This window comes from Streptomyces sp. NPDC031111 (genome assembly GCF_055570675.1).
Genome location: NZ_JBVIGS010000018.1, coordinates 56,060 through 73,546 on the forward strand (window position 1 = coordinate 56,060; position 17,487 = coordinate 73,546).

Here is a 17,487-nt window from a genome sequence, read left to right on the forward strand (position 1 = left end):
GGCGGGACTTCCGCGCGGAGCCGGGCCCCGGTGCCTGCGTGTTGTCAGTGCCGTGGTGTCCAATGGATCCCGTGCCCGCACTGGAAGAACCACTGAAGAAGGTGCTCGGCCCCGCCACCGCGAAGGTGATGGCCGAGCACCTCGGCCTGAACACCGTCGGTGACCTCCTGCACCACTATCCGCGCAGATACGAGGAGCGCGGCCAGCTCACCCACCTCGCCGACCTCCCCATGGACGAGCACGTCACGGTGGTCGCCCAGGTCGCCGACGCGCGCCTGCACACCTTCGCCTCCGCCAAGGCACCGCGCGGCAAGGGCCAGCGCCTGGAGGTGACCATCACCGACGGCAGCGGCCGGCTGCAACTGGTCTTCTTCGGCGCCGGTGTCCACAAACCGCACAAGGAACTCCTGCCGGGCACCCGCGCGATGTTCGCCGGCAAGGTCTCCGTCTTCAACCGCCGCCTCCAACTCGCCCACCCCGCCTACGAACTGCTGCGCGGCGACACCGAGGAGACGGTGGAGACCTGGGCCGGTGCCCTCATCCCGATCTACCCCGCCACCGCCAAGCTCGAGTCGTGGAAGATCGGCAAGGCGCTCCAGACGGTGCTGCCCAGCGCCCAGGAGGCCGTCGACCCGCTCCCCGAGTCCCTCCGCGCGGGCCGCGGCCTGGTCGCCCTCCCCGAGGCCCTGCTGAAGATCCACCGCCCGCACACCAAGGCGGACATCGAGGACGCCCGCGCCCGTCTGAAGTGGGACGAGGCCTTCGTCCTCCAGGTCGCCCTCGCACGCCGCCGGCACGCCGACGCCCAGCTCCCCGCCGTCGCCCGCAGTGCCAAGCCGGACGGCCTCCTCGCCGCGTTCGACGACCGCCTCCCCTTCACCCTCACCGAGGGCCAGCGGAAGGTCTCCGAGGAGATCTTCACCGACCTCGCCACCGAACACCCGATGCACCGCCTCCTCCAGGGCGAGGTCGGTTCGGGCAAGACGATGGTCGCCCTGCGCGCCATGCTCGCCGTCGTCGACGCGGGCGGGCAGGCGGCGATGCTCGCGCCGACCGAAGTGCTGGCCCAGCAGCACCACCGTTCGGTCACCGAGATGATGGGGGAGCTGGCCGAGGGAGGGATGCTCGGGGGAGCGGACGACGCCACCAAGGTGGTGCTGCTCACCGGGTCCATGGGGGCGGCGGCGCGCCGTCATGCCCTGCTCGACCTGGCGACCGGCGAGGCCGGCATCGTCATCGGCACCCACGCGCTGATCGAGGACAAGGTGCAGTTCCACGACCTGGGGCTGGTCGTGGTCGACGAGCAGCACCGGTTCGGCGTGGAGCAGCGCGACGCCCTGCGCGGCAAGGGCAAACAGCCGCCGCATCTGCTGGTCATGACCGCCACCCCCATTCCGCGCACGGTCGCGATGACGGTCTTCGGCGACCTGGAGACCTCCGTCCTCGACCAGCTCCCGGCCGGCCGTTCGCCCATCGCGAGCCATGTCGTACCGGCCGCGGACAAACCCCACTTCCTCGCCCGTGCCTGGGAGCGGGTCCGCGAGGAGGTCGAGAACGGGCACCAGGCGTACGTGGTCTGCCCGCGCATCGGTGACGAGGAGGACACCCCGAAGAAGGCGGGGGCGAGAAAGAAGTCCCCCGAGGACGAGGCGGAGAAGCGGCCCCCGCTCGCCGTCCTGGAGATCGCCGACCAACTCGCGAACGGACCCCTGCGGGGCCTCAGGGTCGAGGTCCTGCACGGGAGGATGCAGCCCGACGACAAGGACGCCGTCATGCGCCGCTTCGCCGCCGGCGAGACCGACGTCCTGGTCGCCACGACCGTCATCGAGGTCGGTGTCAACGTCCCCAACGCCACCGCGATGGTGATCATGGACGCCGACCGCTTCGGCGTCTCCCAGCTCCACCAGCTGCGCGGCCGGGTCGGCCGTGGCTCGGCGCCCGGCCTGTGTCTGCTGGTCACCGAGATGCCCGAGGCGAGCGCGGCCCGGCAGCGGCTCGACGCCGTCGCCTCCACCCTCGACGGCTTCGGGCTCTCCCGCATCGACCTGGAGCAGCGCCGCGAGGGCGACGTGCTGGGCCAGGCCCAGTCCGGCACCCGGTCCAGCCTGCGCATGCTCGCCGTCATCGACGACGAGGAGGTCATCGCCGAGGCCCGCGAAGAGGCGGCGAGGATCGTCGCCGACGACCCGGACCTGACGCGGCTGCCCGGTCTGCGGACGGCCCTGGAGGCGCTGCTGGACGAGGAGCGTGAGCAGTACCTGGAGAAGGGCTGACAGACTGGGAACGGCCACCGACCAGCACACACCGACAAGGACCGTGGACATGACTCGCGTGATCGCCGGCGCGGCCGGCGGACGCCGCCTGGCCGTTCCGCCGGGACAGGGGACCCGTCCCACCTCCGACCGCGCGCGCGAGGGCCTCTTCTCCACCTGGCGGTCCCTGCTCGGCCGCCCGCTGGACGGCGACCGCGTCCTCGACCTGTACGCCGGTTCCGGCGCCGTCGGCCTGGAGGCACTGTCCCGGGGCGCCGGACACGTCCTGCTCGTGGAGGCCGACGCCCGCGCCGTCCGCACGGTCCGGGAGAACGTGAAGTCGCTCGGACTCCCCGGCGCCGAGGTCAGATCCGGCAAAGCGGAACAGATCATCCGCGCCGCGCCCCCGCAGGAGCCCTACGACCTCGTCTTCCTCGACCCGCCCTACGCCGTCTCCGACGCCGATCTTCGCGAGATTCTGCTCACACTCCGGGCGGAGGGCTGGCTCGCCGAGGAAGCCCTCGTCACCGTGGAGCGCAGCACCCGAGGAGGGGAATTCGGCTGGCCGCCCGGCTTCGAGGCGATCCGGGCCCGTCGCTACGGCGAGGGAACGTTTTGGTACGGTCGCGCCGCCTCTACGTGCGAAGACGCACGATGACCGGACCGGAGAGCGAGGGATCACAAGTGCGCCGCGCCGTATGCCCCGGGTCGTTCGACCCGATCACCAACGGACACCTCGACATCATCGCCCGGGCCTCCCGGCTGTACGACGAGGTCTACGTCGCGGTGATGATCAACCAGTCCAAGAAGGGCCTGTTCGAGATCGAGGAGCGGATCGACCTGATCCGCCGGGTCACCGCCGAGTACGGCAACGTCCGCGTCGAGGCCTTCCACGGTCTGCTCGTCGACTTCTGCAAGCAGCGCGACATCCCCGCCATCGTCAAGGGCCTGCGCGCGGTCAGCGACTTCGACTACGAACTCCAGATGGCCCAGATGAACAACGGTCTCTCGGGCGTGGAGACCCTCTTCGTCCCCACCAACCCCACCTACAGCTTCCTGTCCTCCTCGCTCGTCAAGGAGGTCGCGGCCTGGGGCGGCGACGTCTCCCACCTGGTGCCGCCGGAGGTCCTGACGGCCCTCACCGAGCGTCTGCGCAAGGACTGACGCCACCCGGTGCCCGCGGCCGGCGGGCACCGCGGCGGCCGACGGGCCGTCAGCCGGTGTCCCCCGGACGCCCCATGGCCGTACAGTCGTCCCGTCCGTCTCCAACACAGCTGTAGAGAGTGGCGAGCACACGGTGGACGTGCAGAAGAAGCTCGATGAGATCGTCGCCGCGGTCTCCAGTGCCCGGTCGATGCCCATGTCGGCCTCGTGCGTGGTCAACCGCGCGGAACTGCTCTCGATGCTCGACGAGCTGCGCGCGGCGCTGCCCGACTCCCTGGCCCAGGCCGAGGAGCTGATCGGCGGCCGGGAGCAGATGGTCGAGCAGGCCCGCCAGGAGGCCGAGCGGATCATCGAGAGCGCCCACGCCCAGCGCGGCTCCCTGATCTCCGACACCGAGATCGCCCGACGCTCCCAGTCCGAGGCCGACCGGATCCTCGGCGAGGCCCGCAAGGAGGCCGAGGAGATCCGCGCGGAGGCCGACGACTACGTCGACTCCAAGCTCGCCAACTTCGAGGTCGTCCTCACCAAGACGCTCGGCTCGGTCGGCCGCGGCCGCGAGAAGCTGCTCGGCACCGGCCCCGGCCTCGACGAGCAGGGCTACGAGGACGAGGACGCCCCCGAGCGCAGCCACGACCCGGAGACGCTGCGCCGCACCGCCGACGAGTACGTCGACGTCAAGCTGGGCGCCTTCGAGGCGGTGCTCGCCAAGACCCTGGAAGCGGTCGGCCGGGGCCGGCAGAAGCTGCACGGCCGGATCGCCAGCGACGACCTCGGGGCCCTCGCCGACGACCCGACGACCGTCCAGCACTCCAGCGACGCCGACTACCTCGCCGACCTCGCGTCCCTCGCCGAGCAGGACGCCCCGGCCGCCAAGCGGCAGGAGCCGCAGCAGCAGCCGTACACCCAGCCGGAGCCGGCCTACGGCTATCAGCAGCAGCCGGACCCGTACGCCGGCTACCAGCAGCAGTACGGCGGCCCCCAGGACCCCTACGGCTACCAGCAGCAGGCCGACCCGTACGCCGCGTACCAGGGCTACGACGCGCAGGCGCAGGCGTACGACCCGAACCAGGTGCCGCAGCCGGCGCACGACCCGCAGGCGCACCAGGCCCAGCAGGGGCACGTTCTGGACGAGACCAGCCTCTTCGACACCAGCATGATCACGCCCGAACAGCTGCGGGCCTACGAGCGCGAGCGGGGTCTGTAGGGGCGGATTGGGCCGAGAGCGAAAGGTCCAGTATCCTGGCTCTTCGGTCGCGCATACGTCCGCGATCCAAGCTGCCCGGGGACACCGCACGGCAGCGACATTCTCCGAGCTCGAAGACCGAAAGCAGGAATGGCCCTGAACGCCCGCCTCGACCACCGCAACCCCCTCGTGTTCGACACACACGAGCTGGGGCGGCGGCCCGGTGCGCTGCAGCGCCTGTCCCGCACGGTGGACGCTCCCAAGGACTTCGGTCTCCAGGGAGTCGTCGGAGTGCCGGAAGGCGCCCCGGTGGAGCTCGAGCTCCGGCTCGAGTCGGTCATGGAAGGTGTGCTCGTCACAGGCACCGCCCGTGCGAAGGCCGAGGGGGAGTGCGTAAGGTGTCTGGAGCCGCTGGAGCTGGAGCTCGAAGCGGACTTCCAGGAGATGTTCTCGTACCCTGACGCCGACGACCGGGGCCGCGTGATCGCGGAACCGGGCGACGACGCCGAGGACGACGAGGACAGGCTCTTTCTCGAGGACGGCCTGTTCGACCTCGAGCCCGTGCTGCGCGATGCGGTGGTGCTCGCACTGCCGATGCAGCCGGTGTGCCGGGAAGACTGCCCGGGTCTGTGCGCCGAGTGCGGGGCACGGCTCGCGGACGACCCGGACCACCACCACGACGCCACCGACATCCGTTGGGCGGCATTGCAGGGACTCGCCGACACCATGAAGGACGGCGAGAAGGACGAGATGAGCGGCGCCGAACCTGGCGTCGACGAGAAGCAGGAGAAGTAGCCGTGGCTGTTCCGAAGCGGAAGATGTCGCGCAGCAACACGCGCCACCGCCGGTCGCAGTGGAAGGCTGCGGTCCCCACCCTGGTTGCGTGCGAGCGCTGCCACGAGCCCAAGCAGCAGCACATCGCGTGCCCGTCTTGCGGCACCTACAACAAGCGCCAGGTCCTCGAGGTCTGAGCGGCTGGTGAGAGGCACTGTGTCCACGCCGAAGAAAAACTCTGCGGACAACCAGGCCTCGTCCCACACGCTTCTGGAAGGGCGGCTCGGCTACAAGCTCGAGTCCGCCCTTCTGGTGCGTGCGCTGACCCACCGTTCCTACGCGTACGAGAACGGCGGTCTGCCGACGAACGAGCGGCTGGAGTTCCTCGGGGACTCCGTGCTCGGCCTCGTCGTCACGGACACGCTGTACCGCACCCACCCCGACCTGCCCGAAGGCCAGCTGGCCAAGCTGCGGGCCGCGGTGGTCAACTCGCGTGCGCTGGCGGAAGTGGGCCGTGGGCTGGAACTGGGCTCCTTCATCCGGCTCGGCCGCGGTGAAGAGGGCACGGGCGGCCGGGACAAGGCGTCCATCCTCGCCGACACCCTGGAAGCGGTGATCGGCGCGGTCTATCTCGACCAGGGCCTGGACTCGGCGGCGGAGCTGGTGCACCGCCTGTTCGACCCGCTGATCGAGAAGTCCTCGAACCTCGGAGCCGGCCTGGACTGGAAAACCAGTCTCCAGGAGCTCACCGCGACCGAGGGGCTCGGTGTGCCCGAGTACCTGGTCACGGAGACCGGCCCCGACCACGAGAAGACCTTCACTGCTGCCGCCCGCGTCGGAGGCGTCTCGTACGGCACCGGCACCGGCCGCAGCAAGAAGGAGGCGGAGCAGCAGGCCGCCGAGTCCGCGTGGCGGTCCATCCGGGCCGCGGCGGACGAGCGCGCCAAGGCGGCGGCCGAGGCCCAGGAGGCCGTCCGGGCCGCCGAGGCCGATGCCTCCGGGAAGAGCGCCGACGCCCCGTCGGCCTCCGCCTGACGAACAGCACGACCCGAGCGCCCGCCCCGACCGGGGCGGGCGCTCGGCGCTCGCCCACCGGTCCTGGGAGGGACACCATGCCCGAGCTGCCCGAGGTCGAGGTGGTACGGCGCGGACTCGAGCGGTGGGTCGCCCACCGGACCGTCGCCGACACCGAGGTGCTGCATCCGCGCGCCGTGCGCCGACACCTCGCCGGCGCCGACGACTTCGCCCACCGGCTGAAGGGCCATCGCATCGGTGTTCCGCGCCGCCGCGGCAAGTACCTGTGGCTGCCCCTGGAGGACACCGACCAGTCGGTGCTGGCCCACCTCGGCATGAGCGGCCAGCTGCTGGTGCAGCCGCACGCGGCGCCGGACGAGAAGCACCTGCGCATCCGCGTCCGCTTCACCGACTCCCTGGGCACCGAGCTCCGCTTCGTCGACCAGCGCACCTTCGGCGGGCTGTCGCTGCACGACAACACCCCCGACGGGCTGCCCGACGTCATCGCGCACATCGCCCGGGACCCCCTCGACCCGCTCTTCGACGTGGAGGCGTTCCACCGCGCGCTGCGCCGCAAGCGGACCACCATCAAGCGGGCCCTGCTCGACCAGTCACTGATCAGCGGCGTCGGCAACATCTACGCCGACGAGGCGCTGTGGCGGGCCCGCGTCCACTACGAGCGTCCGACGGCCGGCTTCACCCGCCCGCGCACCCTGCTCCTGCTGGGCCACGTCCGGGACGTCATGAACGCGGCCCTCGCGGTGGGCGGCACCAGCTTCGACAGCCTCTACGTCAACGTCAACGGCGAGTCGGGCTACTTCGACCGGTCCCTGGACGCGTACGGCCGTGAGGGACTGCCCTGCCGCCGCTGCGGTACGCCGATGCGCCGACGGGCGTGGATGAACCGGTCCAGCTACTTCTGCCCGAGGTGTCAGCGGGCGCCGCGCGTCTCGTCGTAGCGCTCACGCGCCCGGAGCACGGTGTCCATGCTGCCCTCGACGCACTGGATGAGGGCCAGCAGGCGCCCGGCGACCTCGTGGCCCAGCGGGGTCAGTTCGTAGTCCACGCGGGGTGGGTTGGTCGGCTGGGCCTCGCGGTGCACCAGACCGTCGCGCTCCAGGGCGTGCAGGGTCTGGGAGAGCATCTTCTCGCTCACCCCGTCGACCCGGCGGCGCAGCTCGTTGAACCGGAGCGAGCCCTCGTGGAGCGCGCCGAGGGTCAGCGCGCCCCAGCGCCCGGTCACATGCTCCAGCGTGCCGCGGGACGGGCAGGCCTTGGCGAACACGTTGAAGGGGAGCTCCTGCTCCTCCGGGCGCCGCGTGGTCGTCATACTCCAAGCCTACTTCAGAGCAGCGCTGACCAGCAGGTTGCGCTAACCAGGGGTTAGTACCCGAAGTTCTGGGTCCACCAGGGACCGCCCGCCCCCATGTGGACGCCCACGCCCAGCGTCTTGAAGTCGCAGTTCAGTATGTTCGCCTTGTGGCCGGGGCTGTCCATCCAGGCCTGCATCACGGCCTCGGCGTCGGCCTGTCCCCGGGCGATGTTCTCGCCTCCCAGGTCGCTTATGCCCGCCGCCTGGGCCCTGTCCCACGGGGTGTCGCCGTCGGGGTCCGTGTGGTCGAAGAAGCCCCGCTTGGCCATGTCGTCGCTGAACGCCGTGGCCAGATCGGTCAGCGCGCTGTTCGCGGCGACGGGGGCGCAGCCCACCTTGGCCCGCTCCGCGTTGACCAGCCGGAGCACCTCGGCGCCGGCGGCGGCCTCCGCCGAGACGGGTGCCGGGTTGTTCGTCTTCTTCTCCGGCTCGGGCGCGGCCTTGCGAGGAGGCGCCTTCTCCGCGGTCTTCTCCGGGGTCGCCGCGGGCCGCTTCTGCTCCGGCGTCTTCTCCGGGGTCTTGGTCGGCGCGGCCGACGTCGACGCGGACGGCTCGGGCGAGGTGGAGCGCTCGGTGCCACGGTTCGCCGGGGTTCCGGCGTCCCGTCCCGGGCTGTCCAGGCTGCCCGACGTGCCGCCCTGCTCGCTGGGCGAGTTCGTCGGGGCGTTCCCCGCCTGCACGCTGTCGCCGGAGGTGCTGTCACCGCCGAGCTTGTAGTTCTCCAGGCCGGGCACGGCTCCCGTGGCGACCGCCACCGTGCCGATGGCGACCGCGGCGGAGACACCGAGCAGTCCGGTACGGACCGGGGCCGCGGCCTTCTTCTTCCGGCGCCGGTGTCCGCCGGAGCGGGGCGCGTCGTCGTCGGGCGCGAGGCCGTCACCGGCGAAGGCGTGGCCGATCCGGTCCCGCCCCGTGGAGAACTCGGCGCCCGGGAAGCCGCCCCGGGTGAAGTCGCCGCCCCCGGCGGGGACTCCGGCGCCGCCCTCCGTCGCGTAGAGGTACGCCTCGCTCCTCGCGTACGTCTCGGCGTAGGCCTCCGGGTTCAGATACGGAGCGGTGCCCATCGTGGGCGGGCCGTCCCGCCACTCGCCCCTCGGGTGCGGGCCGCCGTCGTAGGGGCCGTCGTTCTGAGTGATCCCGGTGGCGCGGCCCGTGGCGGCGCGGCCGGCGGCGGAGCGTCGGTGGCGTCCCATGTCCTGGCCTTCCTCGTCCTTGCGGTCGACGCGTCGTGGCGACCAGCCCGAAACTCGACGATCACGAAACTCACACGAACGAGTGAGTTTCATATGAGATTTATGGGTGGGGACGCTACCGCATGGCTCCAGGGTCAGGAGTGCCCAGAGTGACTTTGTCCGGTTAGGTTGCAGCCATGAGTGAGGATGTGCGACTGGTCGCCTGGGTGCGGGGACATGTCCAGGGAGTGGGTTTCCGCTGGTTCACGCGTGCCAAGGCGCTGGAGATCGGCGGGCTGAGTGGTTTTGCTCTCAATCTCGGCGACGGCCGGGTCCAAGTGGTCGCCGAGGGCACCCGGGAACGCTGCGAGGGGCTGCTCGACTGGCTCCAGGCCGGCGACACGCCCGGACGCGTGGACGGAGTCACCGAGATCTGGGACACACCGCGCGGCGGCTACGAGGGCTTCGCGGTCCGCTGACCCCGCCCGATCCGGCGGCCCCGGGCGCCGGGGACGGTTCGCACAGTGGGCGTCGCGCGAGGAAAAAGTCCTGGTGATTGGCGAGAGGGGCTTGCCGTGGACGGCGCCGGCCGCCAAGATGATCGCCACGTCCCGAGGACCCGTGAGAGTCGCGACGCCGCCGCTTCCCGGCCGTGCGCGCCCGGTTGTCCGCCAATACGGGGCGTGATCGTGTTGACCCTCAAACTTTTTGGTGAGACGCTGAAAGCCCCGCGCACCTTAGCTGTTTGGCATGGCTGAACGGCACCACAACTCCAGGCCTGCCAAGCAACCGCGGGTGCGAATCCCTCACGACCCACACCGCATCGGTCGGTCACTCAGTGTGGAGGACCATCCATCATGGCAAAGGCGCTTCTCGGTTACGTCGGCGGCTCCGACCCGCGACTCCTCGCCGAGATGCGACGGCTCCAGCAGCGCGTCCAGGACCTGGAATCCGAGCTCGTACGGATCCAGGCGGAGAACGACGAGCTGACGGCTGCCGCTTCTCACGACAGGATCATGGAGAGCGTTGACGCACACCAGGCGGAGCCTGCGCTCACCTGATCACTGCATCACATCACCGCTGTACGAACAGCTCAGCAGTGGTCGGGCCCGCCCGTCACCACCGCCAAGCAGTCAGAATGGCAAGGGACGCCCCGGCGTCCCTTCTTTCTTTCTCGCCTCCGCGTCCTCGCCCCGGTGCCCGCACCCCCGCGCACGGCGCCAACCGCTCGTTGTCCCGCGCATCCTTTCACCCTCTTCAACGTCTGGTGTGCCCTGCGCGTTCACCCGCGAAACCGCACGTTCATGGAGTGAGACCTGCCCGGCGGGTAGAGTCCGGCGGCGTGCACCTCAAGGCCCTGACCCTCCGTGGCTTCAAGTCGTTCGCTTCCGCGACCACGCTCCGGTTCGAACCGGGGATCACATGCGTCGTGGGTCCGAACGGCTCGGGCAAGTCCAACGTCGTGGACGCGCTCAGCTGGGTCATGGGCGAGCAGGGCGCCAAGTCGCTGCGCGGCGGCAAGATGGAGGACGTCATCTTCGCCGGCACCACCGGCCGCCCGCCGCTGGGCCGTGCCGAGGTGTCGCTGACCATCGACAACTCCGACGGCGCCCTCCCCATCGAGTACGCCGAGGTCACCATCACGCGGATCATGTTCCGCAACGGCGGCAGCGAGTACCAGATCAACGGGGACACCTGCCGGCTCCTCGACATCCAGGAGCTGCTCTCCGACTCCGGCATCGGCCGCGAGATGCACGTCATCGTCGGCCAGGGCCAGCTCGACTCCGTCCTGCACGCCGACCCCATGGGCCGTCGCGCCTTCATCGAGGAGGCGGCCGGCGTCCTCAAGCACCGCAAGCGCAAGGAGAAGGCGCTGCGGAAACTCGACGCGATGCAGGCCAACCTCGCCCGCGTGCAGGACCTCACGGACGAGCTGCGCCGCCAGCTCAAGCCGCTCGGCCGGCAGGCCGCCGTCGCGCGGCGGGCCGCCGTGATCCAGGCCGACCTGCGCGACGCCCGGCTGCGGCTGCTCGCCGACGACCTCGTACGGCTGCGTGAGGCGCTCCAGGCGGAGATCGCCGACGAGGCCGCCCTCAAGGAACGCAAGGAGGCGGCGGAGACCGAGCTGAAGAAGGCCCTCCAGCGCGAGGCCCTCCTGGAGGACGAGGTACGCCGGCTCAGCCCGCGGCTCCAGAACGCCCAGCAGACCTGGTACGAGCTCTCCCAGCTCGCAGAGCGGGTGCGCGGAACGATCTCGCTGGCCGACGCGCGTGTGAAGAGCGCCACCTCCGTGCCCCCCGAGGAGCGGCGCGGCCGGGACCCCGAGGACATGGAGCGCGAGGCCACCCGTATCCGCGAGCAGGAGGCCGAACTGGAGGCCGCCCTGGAGGCGGCCGAACGCGCCCTGGAGGACACGGTCGCCCACCGCGCGGAGCTGGAACGGGAACTCGCCCAGGAGGAGCGGCGCCTGAAGGACGCCGCGCGGGCCATCGCCGACCGGCGCGAGGGACTCGCCCGGCTCAAGGGACAGGTGGGCGCGGCCCGTTCGCGCGCCGCCTCCGCGCAGGCCGAGATCGAGCGGCTGGCCGCCGCCCGCGACGAGGCGCAGGAACGCGCCGTCGCCGCACAGGAGGAGTACGAGGCCCTCAAGGCCGAGGTCGACGGCCTCGACGCCGGCGACGCCGAACTCGCCGAGCGGCACGAGGACGCCAAGCGGCGGCTCGCGGAGGCGGAGGCCGCCCTCACCGCCGCCCGCGAGGCGGCCACCACGGCGGAACGCGGGCGCGCCGCGACCCGGGCCCGCCACGAGGCCCTCTCCCTCGGCCTGCGCCGCAAGGACGGCACCGGCGCGCTGCTGGGCGCGGGGGGCCGCCTCACGGGGCTGCTCGGCCCGGCCGCGGAACTGCTGACGGTGACCCCCGGCTACGAGGTACCGCTCGCGGCCGCGTTCGGCGCGGCGGCCGACGCGGTCGCGGTGACCTCCCCGTCCGCCGCGGCCGACGCGATCCGCCTCCTCCGCAAACAGGACGCGGGCCGAGCCCCCCTACTCCTGACGGGAGCCCCCGAACACCCGCCCACGCCAACACCCCCCAGGGGCGCGGGGAACCGCGCGACCGGCCACGACGCACCCGCAGTCGCCGAACCGTCCGCGTCCCCCCGCCCCGCGGAGCGCCTCGCGGCGGATCCGGCGAGCGGACCGGCTGGGGGCGCCGCCCCAAGTACGTCGGCGGCAACGCCGTCCAGGGGCGCGGGGAACTGCGCGCCCGGCCACGACGCACCCGCAGGCGCCGAACCGTCCGCGTCCCCCCTCCCCGCGGAGCGCCTCGCGGCGGATCCGGCGAGCGGACTGGCTGGGGGCGCCGCCCCAAGTACGTCGGCGGCAACGCCGTCCAGGGGCGCGGGGAACTGCGCGCCCGGCCACGACGCACCCGCAGTCGTCGAACCGTCCGCGTCCCCCCTCCCCGCGGAGCACCTCGTCAGTGGGCCGGCCGAGCTCATGCCCGCTGTACGCCGCCTCCTGCACGGAATCGTCGTCGTCGGCACCCTGGAGGACGCCGAGGAACTCGTCTACGCCCGCCCCCACCTCACCGCCGTCACCGCCGAGGGCGATCTGCTCGGCGCCCACTTCGCCCACGGCGGTTCCGCGGCCGCCCCCAGCCTGCTGGAGGTCCAGGCGTCGGTGGACGAGGCCGCCGCCGAGCTGGAGGAGCTCGCGGCCCGCTGCGAGGAACTGGCACAGGAGCAGCGCGCGGCAGCGGAACGGCGCGAAGAGGCCGCCGCCCTCGTCGAGGAACTCGGGGAGCGCCGCCGGGCCGCCGACCGGGAGAAGTCCTCCGTCGCCCAGCAGCTCGGCCGGCTCGCCGGGCAGGCCCGCGGCGCCGCGGGGGAGGCCGAGCGGGCCGGTGCAGCCGCCGCGCGGGCGCAGGACGCCCTCGACAAGGCACTCACCGACGTCGAGGAACTCGCCGAACGGCTCGCGGTCGCCGAGGAGATGCCGTACGAGGAGGAGCCCGACACCTCCACCCGCGACCGGCTCGCCGCCGACGGCGCCAACGCCCGCCAGACCGAGATGGAGGCCCGCCTCCAGGTCCGTACGCACGAGGAGCGGGTCAAGGGGCTCGCCGGACGGGCCGACTCCCTGGACCGCGCGGCCCGCGCGGAACGCGAGGCACGCGCGCGTGCCGAACAGCGCCGGGCCCGTCTGCGCCACGAGGCGCAGGTCGCCGGCGCCGTGGCCGCCGGCGCCCGGCAGCTGCTCGCGCACGTCGAGGTCTCCCTCGCCCGCGCCGACGAGGAGCGCACCGCCGCCGACGCCGCCAAGGCCCACCGGGAGCGGGAACTCGCCCGCGCCCGCACCGAGGGGCGCGACCTCAAGGCGGAACTCGACAAGTTGACGGATTCGGTTCACCGGGGCGAGGTACTCGGCGCCGAGAAACGGCTGCGGATGGAGCAGCTGGAGACGAGGGCGCTGGAGGAACTGGGTGTCGAACCGGCCGGGCTGGTGTCGGAGTACGGCCCGCACCAGCTGGTCCCGCCCTCGCCCCCCGCCGAGGGCGAGGAGCTGCCCGAGGATCCGGACCACCCGCGCAACAGGCCCCGCCCCTTCGTACGGGCCGAGCAGGAGAAGCGTCTGAAGGCAGCCGAGCGCGCCTACCAGCAGCTCGGCAAGGTGAACCCGCTCGCCTTGGAGGAGTTCGCGGCGCTCGAGGAACGCCACCAGTTCCTCAGCGAGCAGCTGGAGGACCTGAAGAAGACCCGCGCCGACCTGCTCCAGGTCGTCAAGGAGGTCGACGAACGCGTCGAACAGGTCTTCACCGAGGCCTACCGGGACACCGCCCGCGAGTTCGAGGGCGTCTTCTCCCGACTGTTCCCGGGCGGTGAGGGCCGGCTGGTGCTGACCGACCCCGACAACATGCTCACCACGGGCGTGGACGTCGAGGCGCGTCCGCCGGGCAAGAAGGTCAAGCGGCTGTCGCTGCTCTCGGGCGGCGAGCGGTCGCTGACCGCCGTGGCGATGCTCGTGTCGATCTTCAAGGCGCGGCCCAGCCCGTTCTACGTCATGGACGAGGTCGAGGCCGCCCTCGACGACACCAACCTCCAGCGGCTGATCCGGATCATGCAGGAGCTCCAGGAGGCCTCGCAGCTGATCGTGATCACGCATCAGAAGCGCACCATGGAGGTCGCCGACGCGCTCTACGGCGTCTCCATGCAGGGCGACGGGGTGTCCAAGGTCATCAGCCAGCGTCTGCGCTAGACCGGCACACAATCTTCAAGTTCTGAACGATCACTACTCTGGCGCGTCTCAAAACTCACAGCACACAGCCTATTGACTTCAAAAGTTGAAGGCATAGTCTCTGCAATGTTGTTTTTACCTTCAGGTACCTTCAGGTGGACCTCGAAGGGCTGACCCCCCACCCGGCGATGTTGCCGGTGGCCCGAGGAGTACACGTGACCAGCACAGCGCAGGCACAGAAGTCAGGAGCCAGGACGGCTCATCCCGAACATCTCGGGCACGTCATCTTCATCGCGGCGGCGGCCGCCATGGGCGGTTTCCTCTTCGGCTACGACAGCTCCGTGATCAACGGCGCCGTCGAGGCCATCCGGGACCGCTACGACATCGGCTCCGCCGCGCTCGCACAGGTCATCGCCGTCGCCCTGATCGGCTGTGCCATCGGCGCCGCCACCGCCGGCCGCATAGCCGACCGCATCGGCCGCATCCGGTGCATGCAGATCGCCGCGGTCCTGTTCACCGTCAGCGCCGTCGGCTCCGCACTGCCCTTCTCGCTGTACGACCTCGCCTTCTGGCGGATCGTCGGCGGCTTCGCCATCGGTATGGCCTCGGTCATCGGCCCGGCCTACATCGCCGAGGTCGCCCCGCCGGCCTACCGCGGCCGGCTCGGCTCCTTCCAGCAGGCCGCGATCGTCGTCGGCATCGCCGTCTCGCAGCTGGTCAACTGGGGCATCCTGAACGCCGCCGACGGCGACCAGCGCGGTGAGCTGATGGGCCTGGAGGCCTGGCAGCTGATGCTCGGCGTCATGGTCGTCCCCGCCGTCCTCTACGGCCTGCTCTCCTTCGCCATCCCCGAGTCGCCCCGCTACCTGATCTCCGTCGGCAAGCACGAGCGCGCCCGGCAGATCCTGGAAGAGGTCGAGGGCAAGGACATCGACCTGGACGCCCGTGTCACCGAGATCGAGTCGGGCATGCACCGCGAGGAGAAGTCCAGCTTCAAGGACCTGCTCGGCGGCAGCTTCTTCTTCAAGCCGATCGTCTGGATCGGTATCGGCCTGTCGGTGTTCCAGCAGTTCGTCGGCATCAACGTCGCGTTCTACTACTCCTCGACGCTGTGGCAGTCGGTCGGCGTCGACCCGACGGACTCGTTCTTCTACTCCTTCACCACGTCGATCATCAACATCGTCGGCACCGTCATCGCGATGATCTTCGTCGATCGCATCGGCCGCAAGCCGCTCGCGATCATCGGCTCCGTCGGCATGGTGATCGGCCTCGCGCTGGAGGCCTGGGCCTTCTCGGCCGACCTCGTCGACGGCCAGCTGCCCGCCACCCAGGGCTGGGTCGCCCTGATCGCCGCCCACGTCTTCGTCCTCTTCTTCGCCCTGTCGTGGGGTGTGGTCGTCTGGGTCATGCTCGGCGAGATGTTCCCCAACCGGATCCGCGCCGCCGCCCTCGGCGTCGCCGCCGCCGCGCAGTGGGTCGCCAACTGGGCCATCACCGCGAGCTTCCCGTCGCTGGCCGACTGGAACCTGTCGGTCACCTACGTGATCTACACGGTCTTCGCCGCGCTCTCCATCCCGTTCGTCCTGAAGTTCGTGAAGGAGACGAAGGGCAAGGCGCTGGAGGAGATGGGCTGACCGGCAGCCCACCGAGCCCGAGGAGAAGGGTTCAAGTCCCCGCTGCCCCTCTCCTCGTACCCCCCACCCACCGCCCCGGCCCGGCACCGTCCGAGCCGGGGCGGCGGTATGCCCGCACCGCGCGGCACGCACCGTCCGGCGCGCGTCACCATCGGCGCGACCGGGGTACCCATGGCCGATACTGGGACGCGTTATGGACATCGTCATCCTTGCTGTAGTCATCGCCGTGGTCGTGCTCGGCGCGCTCGGCGGGCTCATCGTCGGCAGCCGGCGCAAGAAGCCGCTGCCCCCGCCGCCGCCCGCCGCGCCCGACATCACCGCCCCTCCGGCCGAGCCGCACGTCGGCGAAGAGGCCGAGACGCCGCGGGAGGAACCGCGGCGCACCATCGAGGAGGTAGATCTTCCGGCGGGCGCCGGTCCCGTCGTCATCGAGGAACCGCCCGCCGCCGAGGCTCCCGAGATCGAGATCCCGGAGCCCACCGCCGGCCGTCTGGTCCGGCTGCGCGCCCGTCTCTCCCGTTCGCAGAACGCCCTGGGCAAGGGCCTGCTCACCCTGCTGTCCCGCGAGCACCTCGACGAGGACACCTGGGAGGAGGTGGAGGACACCCTGCTCACCGCCGACGTCGGCGTGCAGCCCACCCAGGAGCTGGTCGAGAGGCTGCGCGAGCGCGTGAAGGTGCTCGGCACCCGCACCCCGGCGGAGCTGCGCGGACTGCTCCGCGAGGAGCTGATCACGCTGGTCGGCCCGCAGATGGACCGCACCGTGCACACCGAGAACGCGGCGGGCGGTCCCGGCATCGTGATGGTCGTCGGCGTCAACGGCACCGGCAAGACCACCACCACCGGCAAGCTCGCCCGCGTCCTGGTCGCCGACGGGAACACCGTCGTCCTCGGCGCCGCCGACACCTTCCGTGCCGCCGCCGCCGACCAGCTCCAGACCTGGGGGGAGCGGGTCGGCGCCCACACGGTGCGCGGGCCGGAGGGCGGTGACCCGGCCTCCGTCGCGTTCGACGCGGTCAAGGAGGGCAAGGAGATCGCCGCCGATGCCGTGCTCATCGACACCGCCGGCCGGCTGCACACCAAGACCGGGCTCATGGACGAGCTCGGCAAGGTCAAGCGGGTCGTGGAGAAGCAGGCGCCGCTGGACGAGGTGCTGCTCGTGCTCGACGCCACCACCGGTCAGAACGGTCTGGTGCAGGCGCGGGTCTTCGCCGAGGTCGTCGACATCACCGGCATCGTGCTGACCAAGTTGGACGGTACGGCCAAGGGGGGCATCGTGGTCGCCGTGCAGCGTGAGCTGGGGGTGCCGGTGAAGCTGGTCGGGCTCGGGGAGGGGGCGGACGATCTGGCGCCGTTCGAGCCCGAGGCGTTCGTGGACGCGCTCATCGGGGAGTGAGGTTTCGACTCCGTCGGATGTGAAGGCGAAGAAGCGCCCGCCCCCGGTTGGTTGGGGGACGGGCGCTTCGCCGTGTCGGGGGCCGTGCGTTGGTGTGGGCCGGGGGTGGGTCGCGCGGCCCGGCGCTTGCGGGGTGCCGTCGCGCCCACCCGTGCCGCCCTGCGGCACGACTGCCCGCGGATGGGCGGGGCTCCGGCTGCCCGCGGAGAGCGGGGGGGGGGGGGGGGGGGGGGGGGGGGGTTCCCCGGGGCCCCATTTCTTGGCGGTGGGCGCAGCCAGCAAGGGTTCCGAAA

Annotated in this window: 15 protein-coding genes; 13 read left to right on the forward strand and 2 right to left on the reverse strand. The window is 71.5% G+C overall.

Translation table 11 applies throughout. From position 1 onward, the window contains the following. Positions 1-62 precede the first annotated feature (62 nt). From recG to mutM, 8 genes are all read left to right on the forward strand, one after another. Positions 63-2,273 (forward strand): ATP-dependent DNA helicase RecG, encoded by a 2,211-nt coding sequence (gene recG / locus ACZ470_RS30745; RefSeq protein WP_468432466.1) that lies wholly within the window; start codon positions 63-65, stop codon positions 2,271-2,273. A 49-nt stretch (positions 2,274-2,322) separates the two neighbouring features. After that, positions 2,323-2,910 carry a 16S rRNA (guanine(966)-N(2))-methyltransferase RsmD gene (gene rsmD, locus ACZ470_RS30750; protein WP_468432468.1) on the forward strand — a complete coding sequence of 196 codons (588 nt, stop codon included), beginning with the start codon at positions 2,323-2,325 and terminating at the stop codon, positions 2,908-2,910. Between the two features lie 26 nt (positions 2,911-2,936). Continuing rightward, positions 2,937-3,416: a pantetheine-phosphate adenylyltransferase gene (coaD, locus tag ACZ470_RS30755; protein WP_145871812.1), complete on the forward strand. Its 480-nt coding sequence runs from the start codon at positions 2,937-2,939 to the stop codon at positions 3,414-3,416. Between the two features lie 133 nt (positions 3,417-3,549). After that, positions 3,550-4,620, forward strand: coding sequence for an ATP synthase F0 subunit B (locus ACZ470_RS30760; protein ID WP_468432470.1), 1,071 nt, complete (start codon positions 3,550-3,552; stop codon positions 4,618-4,620). 129 nt (positions 4,621-4,749) lie between these two features. After that, on the forward strand, positions 4,750-5,394 hold the full coding sequence (locus ACZ470_RS30765; RefSeq protein ID WP_468432471.1) for a YceD family protein: 645 nt from the start codon (positions 4,750-4,752) through the stop codon (positions 5,392-5,394). 2 nt (positions 5,395-5,396) lie between these two features. Then, positions 5,397-5,570 carry a 50S ribosomal protein L32 gene (gene rpmF / locus ACZ470_RS30770; protein WP_003951102.1) on the forward strand — a complete coding sequence of 58 codons (174 nt, stop codon included), beginning with the start codon at positions 5,397-5,399 and terminating at the stop codon, positions 5,568-5,570. A 19-nt stretch (positions 5,571-5,589) separates the two neighbouring features. Then, entirely contained in the window at positions 5,590-6,408 is an 819-nt protein-coding gene (gene rnc / locus ACZ470_RS30775) for a ribonuclease III (RefSeq protein ID WP_468432472.1), read from the forward strand. Between the two features lie 77 nt (positions 6,409-6,485). Further along, complete coding sequence (gene mutM, locus ACZ470_RS30780) at positions 6,486-7,346, forward strand: bifunctional DNA-formamidopyrimidine glycosylase/DNA-(apurinic or apyrimidinic site) lyase (RefSeq protein WP_468432474.1); 861 nt, start codon at positions 6,486-6,488, stop codon at positions 7,344-7,346. Here the strand turns inward: mutM and ACZ470_RS30785 are convergent. Further along, positions 7,319-7,717: a winged helix-turn-helix transcriptional regulator gene (locus tag ACZ470_RS30785; protein WP_468432476.1), complete on the reverse strand. Its 399-nt coding sequence runs from the start codon at positions 7,715-7,717 to the stop codon at positions 7,319-7,321. The genes mutM and ACZ470_RS30785 overlap by 28 nt on opposite strands. A gap of 53 nt (positions 7,718-7,770) precedes the next feature. Then, the gene (locus ACZ470_RS30790) at positions 7,771-8,952 is read right to left on the reverse strand and encodes a CAP domain-containing protein (protein WP_468432477.1); all 1,182 of its coding nucleotides are present in this window, start codon (positions 8,950-8,952) and stop codon (positions 7,771-7,773) included. Between the two features lie 176 nt (positions 8,953-9,128). Between ACZ470_RS30790 and ACZ470_RS30795 the strand changes: the two genes are divergently transcribed. From ACZ470_RS30795 to ftsY, 5 genes are all read left to right on the forward strand, one after another. Then, a complete protein-coding gene (locus ACZ470_RS30795; protein WP_468432479.1) occupies positions 9,129-9,410 on the forward strand; it encodes an acylphosphatase in 282 nt (93 codons plus the stop codon). 378 nt (positions 9,411-9,788) lie between these two features. Then, positions 9,789-9,992 carry a hypothetical protein gene (locus ACZ470_RS30800; RefSeq protein ID WP_468432481.1) on the forward strand — a complete coding sequence of 68 codons (204 nt, stop codon included), beginning with the start codon at positions 9,789-9,791 and terminating at the stop codon, positions 9,990-9,992. A gap of 281 nt (positions 9,993-10,273) precedes the next feature. Beyond that, positions 10,274-14,185 carry an AAA family ATPase gene (locus ACZ470_RS30805; RefSeq protein ID WP_468432483.1) on the forward strand — a complete coding sequence of 1,304 codons (3,912 nt, stop codon included), beginning with the start codon at positions 10,274-10,276 and terminating at the stop codon, positions 14,183-14,185. A 194-nt stretch (positions 14,186-14,379) separates the two neighbouring features. After that, entirely contained in the window at positions 14,380-15,798 is a 1,419-nt protein-coding gene (locus ACZ470_RS30810; RefSeq protein WP_468432485.1) for a sugar porter family MFS transporter, read from the forward strand. A 193-nt stretch (positions 15,799-15,991) separates the two neighbouring features. After that, the gene (gene ftsY / locus ACZ470_RS30815; RefSeq protein WP_468432487.1) at positions 15,992-17,194 is read left to right on the forward strand and encodes a signal recognition particle-docking protein FtsY; all 1,203 of its coding nucleotides are present in this window, start codon (positions 15,992-15,994) and stop codon (positions 17,192-17,194) included. The last annotated feature ends 293 nt before the right edge of the window (positions 17,195-17,487 follow it).